This is a genomic window from Rhodococcus sp. EPR-134 (genome assembly GCF_001647205.1).
Classification (GTDB): Bacteria; Actinomycetota; Actinomycetes; order Mycobacteriales; family Mycobacteriaceae; genus Rhodococcus_F; species Rhodococcus_F qingshengii.
Genome location: NZ_LVCT01000277.1, coordinates 1 through 4,668 on the forward strand (window position 1 = coordinate 1; position 4,668 = coordinate 4,668).

Annotated in this window: 3 protein-coding genes; 1 reads left to right on the top strand and 2 read right to left on the bottom strand. The window is 62.6% G+C overall.

Features of this window, described 5'->3' with window-relative positions:
- Nucleotides 1-3,419, bottom strand: a 3,419-nt coding sequence (hrpA, locus tag A2J01_RS12380) for an ATP-dependent RNA helicase HrpA (protein WP_064112806.1), incomplete at its 3' end; no start/stop codon positions are given.
- Nucleotides 3,420-3,520: 101 nt separating this feature from the next.
- Here hrpA and A2J01_RS12385 point away from each other — a divergent pair.
- On the top strand, nucleotides 3,521-4,150 hold the full coding sequence (locus A2J01_RS12385; RefSeq protein WP_003942129.1) for a Pr6Pr family membrane protein: 630 nt from the start codon (nucleotides 3,521-3,523) through the stop codon (nucleotides 4,148-4,150).
- Here the strand turns inward: A2J01_RS12385 and A2J01_RS12390 are convergent.
- The gene (locus tag A2J01_RS12390; protein ID WP_030535540.1) at nucleotides 4,121-4,438 is read right to left on the bottom strand and encodes a DUF2322 family protein; all 318 of its coding nucleotides are present in this window, start codon (nucleotides 4,436-4,438) and stop codon (nucleotides 4,121-4,123) included. The genes A2J01_RS12385 and A2J01_RS12390 overlap by 30 nt on opposite strands.
- Nucleotides 4,439-4,668: the final 230 nt, after the last annotated feature.

Consider the following 4,668-nt stretch of genomic DNA (forward strand, 5'->3'; position numbering starts at 1 on the left):
TCGAACGCTTCAGGCGTGCGTACCGGTCCACCGTGGGCCGCGATCACTTCGTTGGCAGCTGCCACCCGGCAATCTTCGACGAGGGCCTCCAAGCCGCCGTCCGGATTCTGGCCGAGAGCCAGACGCTGCGTGTTCGACAAGCCGGCGGTCACTGCCTTGAGTTGGGTGGGAACGGCCGCGAGGAGAAGCGCCCGCGTACCTTCCCTCATCGCCTGCGCCTGCGCGGCCGGCGTACTCAGGACACGAACGGCAACTCCGCCGTTCTCCGGCACCAGAGCTGGGTAGCCGGTCACCTGCTGTCCGCCGATGGAGCGAGTGATGGTCTGTTCCAATGCGCCCAGCGTTTCGGATGTCCAGACGGTTGCCGCTGCCCGTTCGGTTCCGGTTGCCGCCTTGGCCACTTCCTTCTGCACGCGCGGGGCGAGCGTGCGTCGTAGCTGCGCCAGATCCTTACCCTTCGCGAGAACCTTGCCAGATTCGTCCTCGACGACAAATGTCATCCGAAGATGGTCGGGCAGCGCGGCGGGATCGAAGTCCTTGGCGTCGATCTGGATCCCGCCCAAGTGCGAGAGTTCGCGGGCCATCGCGGTCATCAACGGCTCGGATCGAGGTTTGACTGCTGCCAATGCTGCGGCGGCATAATCCGGAGCCGGCACGACAGCGCGTCGGATGTTCTTGGGCAAGGTCTTGATCAGAGCAGTAACCAGATCGACGCGCATACCGGGGACCAACCAGTCGAAGCCGACCGGCTGAAGTTGCGCGAGCAGGCCGACCGGGATGTGCGCGCTGACGCCGTCGTCGTCCTTTCCCGGCTCGAATTGGTAAGTGAGCGGAAACTGCATGTCGCCTTGGCGCCAGGCGTCCGGGTACTCGCCGCCCAGTACTGCAGCTGCGTCGGAGTTGACCACCGTTTCCGGTGTGAAAGTCAGCAGACTCGGATTCTTGCGCCGCTCGGTCTTCCACCACTGGTCGAAATGCTTGGCGGATACGGCTTCCTGGCCGATACGTTCGTCGTAGAACTCGTAGAGAGTTTCGTCGTCGACGAGGATGTCGCGTCGGCGCGCGCGGTTCTCGAGTTCTTCGACGTTGTCGAGGAGTGCACGGTTTTCGTGGAAGAACTTGTGGTTCGTCTGCCATTCGCCCTGCACGAGCGCATGGCGGATGAAGAGATCGCGAGAGGCCTCGGGATCGATTCGTGAGTACGTCACTGCGCGGCCGGTTACCAGAGGAACTCCGTAGAGAGTGACCCGCGCGTATGCCATCGCCGAGCCGCGCTTGGAGGACCAGTGCGGTTCGGAATAGGTCCGTTTCACCAGGTGCGGGGCGAGCTTTTCAGCCCACTCGGGTTCGATACGCGCGGACATGCGCGCCCACAGCCTCGACGTTTCCACGAGTTCGGCGGCCATGACCCAGCGTGGTGGCTTCTTGAACAGTCCCGATCCGGGGAAGATCGCGAAGTGGCTGCCTCTGGCGCCGAGGTAGTCCCGCTTCTCGCCCTCGCGTAGCCCGATATGCGAGAGCAACCCGGCAAGGAGCGACTGATGGATCGCGTTCTCGCTTGCCGGTGTCTCTCCCACTGTCCAGCCGAGACCGCGGGTGATCTGCCGGAGTTGCCCGTGCAGATCCTGCCATTCGCGGATGCGGAGCCAGTGCAGGAACTCGTTCCGGCACATCTTGCGAAACTGGTTGGAGGACAGATCGTTACGTTGTTCGCGTAAGTAGTCCCACAGTTTCAGGTAGGCCAGGAAGTCGGAGTTCTCGACGTTGAAGCGGGCGTGCTTTTCGTCGGCGGCTTGCTGGAACTCGGCGGGCCGCTCGCGAACGTCCTGGATCGACAACGCCGCGACGATGACAAGGGTTTCGTGAAGGCAACCGTTGTTCTTGGCTTCCACCAGCATCCGTGCCATCCGCGGATCCACCGGAATCTGGGCCAGCTCGCGGCCGACCGGCGTCAGTTCGGGGTGGCTGGCCTCGGAACCTCGCGCGATGGCGCCGAGTTCCTCGAGGAGTCCGATTCCGTCCTTCACGGCGCGCTGGTCCGGCGGTTCGACGAAGGGGAATGCCGCGATGTCGCCCAGGCCAAGGGCCGTCATCTGCAAGATCACGGATGCGAGGTTGGTTCGCAGGATCTCCGGTTCGGTGAATGCCGGCCGTGACTCGAAGTCCTCCTCGGAATACAGGCGGATGCAGATTCCTTCGGCGACGCGGCCGCAACGCCCGGAACGCTGACGAGCTGACGCCTGCGAAATGGGCTCGATCGGCAACCGCTGAACCTTGGTGCGCACCGAATATCGCGAAATGCGCGCGGTTCCCGGATCGACGACGTACCGAATGCCGGGAACGGTCAGCGAGGTCTCGGCCACGTTGGTGGCAAGGACGACGCGTCGGCCGGTGTGCGGCGAGAACACTTTGTGTTGCTCGGCAGCAGACAGCCGCGCGTACAGCGGGACGATTTCGGTGTTGCGAAGACGCCGATCGCGTAAAGCATCTGCGGTGTCGCGAATTTCGCGTTCGCCGGAGAGGAAGACCAAGATGTCGCCTTCGCCCTCCGCGCTCAGCTCGTCGACCGCCTCGCAGACCGCGTCGACGGGATCGCGGTCGAAGGTGATGTCGCCGGATTCGACGGTCAGTGGCCGGTAACGCATTTCGACAGGGAATGTTCGCCCGGATACCTCGACGATCGGCGCGGGCTTACCGTCGACAGCGAAGTGCTTGGCGAAGCGCTCGGGATCGATGGTCGCCGACGTGATGATGACCTTGAGATCGGGTCGGCGGGGGAGCAGCTGAGCCAGGTAACCGAGGATGAAGTCGATGTTGAGACTGCGTTCGTGCGCTTCGTCGATGATCAGCGTGTCGTAGCGTCGGAGCATACGGTCGCGCTGAATTTCGGCGAGGAGAATGCCGTCGGTCATGAGCTTGACGTAGGTGCGGTCCGAGACCTGGTCGGTGAACCGCACGGTGTATCCGACGGCGTCGCCGAGTTCGGTGTCGAGTTCTTCGGCGATACGTTCGGCAACGGTGCGTGCTGCCAACCGGCGCGGCTGTGTGTGTCCGATCAGACCGCGGACGCCACGTCCGAGTTCGAGACAGATCTTCGGGATCTGGGTTGTCTTACCCGAGCCGGTCTCGCCGGCGACGATGACAACCTGATTCTCCGAGATCGCGGTCGCGATGTCGTCCTTGCGCTGACTGACGGGCAGAGCTTCCGGATACGAGACTGCGGGAACATTGGCGGAGCGTGCGGCCAACCGCGTGCGCGCCGTTTCGATTTCCTCGGCCAGCGCCACCAAAGCGTCTGGTGTGCGGGCACGGTCGAGTTTGCGACGGAGTCGACTCTCGTCGCGGAGTGAGACCTGCGCCAGCGCGCTCTTCAGGTCACTCCGCTTGGTGGAGAGCGGGGCCGGTGGTGTTGTAGACATGCTGATGACAGCCTATCGAACGCGTTCACAACTACCGCTCGCAGATCGTGCTGATGTGCAAATATCGACCGGTGACGACAAATACCGCAAATGAGTCATCGGTGCCTGTCTTGTCGACGCCGATCGCCGTGCGAGCCCTGAGACTGTTGTTTGCTGTGTTCGGACTTGCCGCTTTGCTGTGGATCCCGATCCGTGACGCGGCTGAGCTGTCTCTGTCGAACTATCTGAGCTACTTCACCATCGAGAGCAACATTCTTGCGGTGATCGTGTTGCTGGTCGGTGCAATTCGAGATCCACAATCGCAGGCGTGGCAGTCGATCCGAGGGGCGGTGACGCTGTACATGGTGATCACCGGGATCATCTACGCCGTGCTCCTGGCCGATATCGACGTCAATTTGAACGATGCCTGGATCAACTCGGCACTGCATCGGATTCTTCCCCTGGTCATGCTTCTCGACTGGGTGTTCTTCGCTTCGAGGCACAGGATCTCCGAAGCCCGCTCACTGCAGTGGCTGCTGTTTCCGGTGATCTACGCGGTGTACACGTTGATTCGAGGGCCGATCGTCGACTGGTATCCGTATCCGTTCATGGATCCTCGCCACCAGGGCTATCTGGCCCTGTTCATCGGATTCGTCGTACTGGGCATCGCGATGGCCCTGATGGCGTTGGCGGTCAATGCCGTCGGACGGCTGGGAGCCGGGTTACGCGGACGGAACGCTGCGAAGTCCTAGGGGATTGCCGGAGGCGAGCACCTGCTCGAGGCGGTCCACGTTCGGATGCTTACCGGGGTTCGCCCGGGCGTCCTCGGTGTGCTCGGCGAAGATCGTCAATCCTGCCGAGGCGGCTTCGGGTGTCAGCGCGCCGTAGACCTGAGCGAGATGGTTGTACACCTTGACCGAGCCGGACTTTCCGGGCTTGTTCTCGACGGTGTCGAGGACGGTTCCGTCGGCGTCGAGTACCTCGATGGCGGCCAGATGATCGATGGCGGGCAGTGCTGCAAGATTGTCGGCAAAAGTCATGGTCGACAGATTACGGGTGCGCCCGTGAAAGCCGGTGCCGGGCGAGCGCCGTCGTGCGCGGATCTCCGGTGTCGATATAGTCGCAGCACATCGTTTGCACACCAGCATCGTTTGTATTCGAAGGGGACAATGATGGCTTCGGCATTGTGGCACGGGTTCGCGGACATGGGCGCTGTGGAGAAGAACGGCGCGTTTGTCGTCTCACGCGGTGAGGGCGCGTACATCTGGGA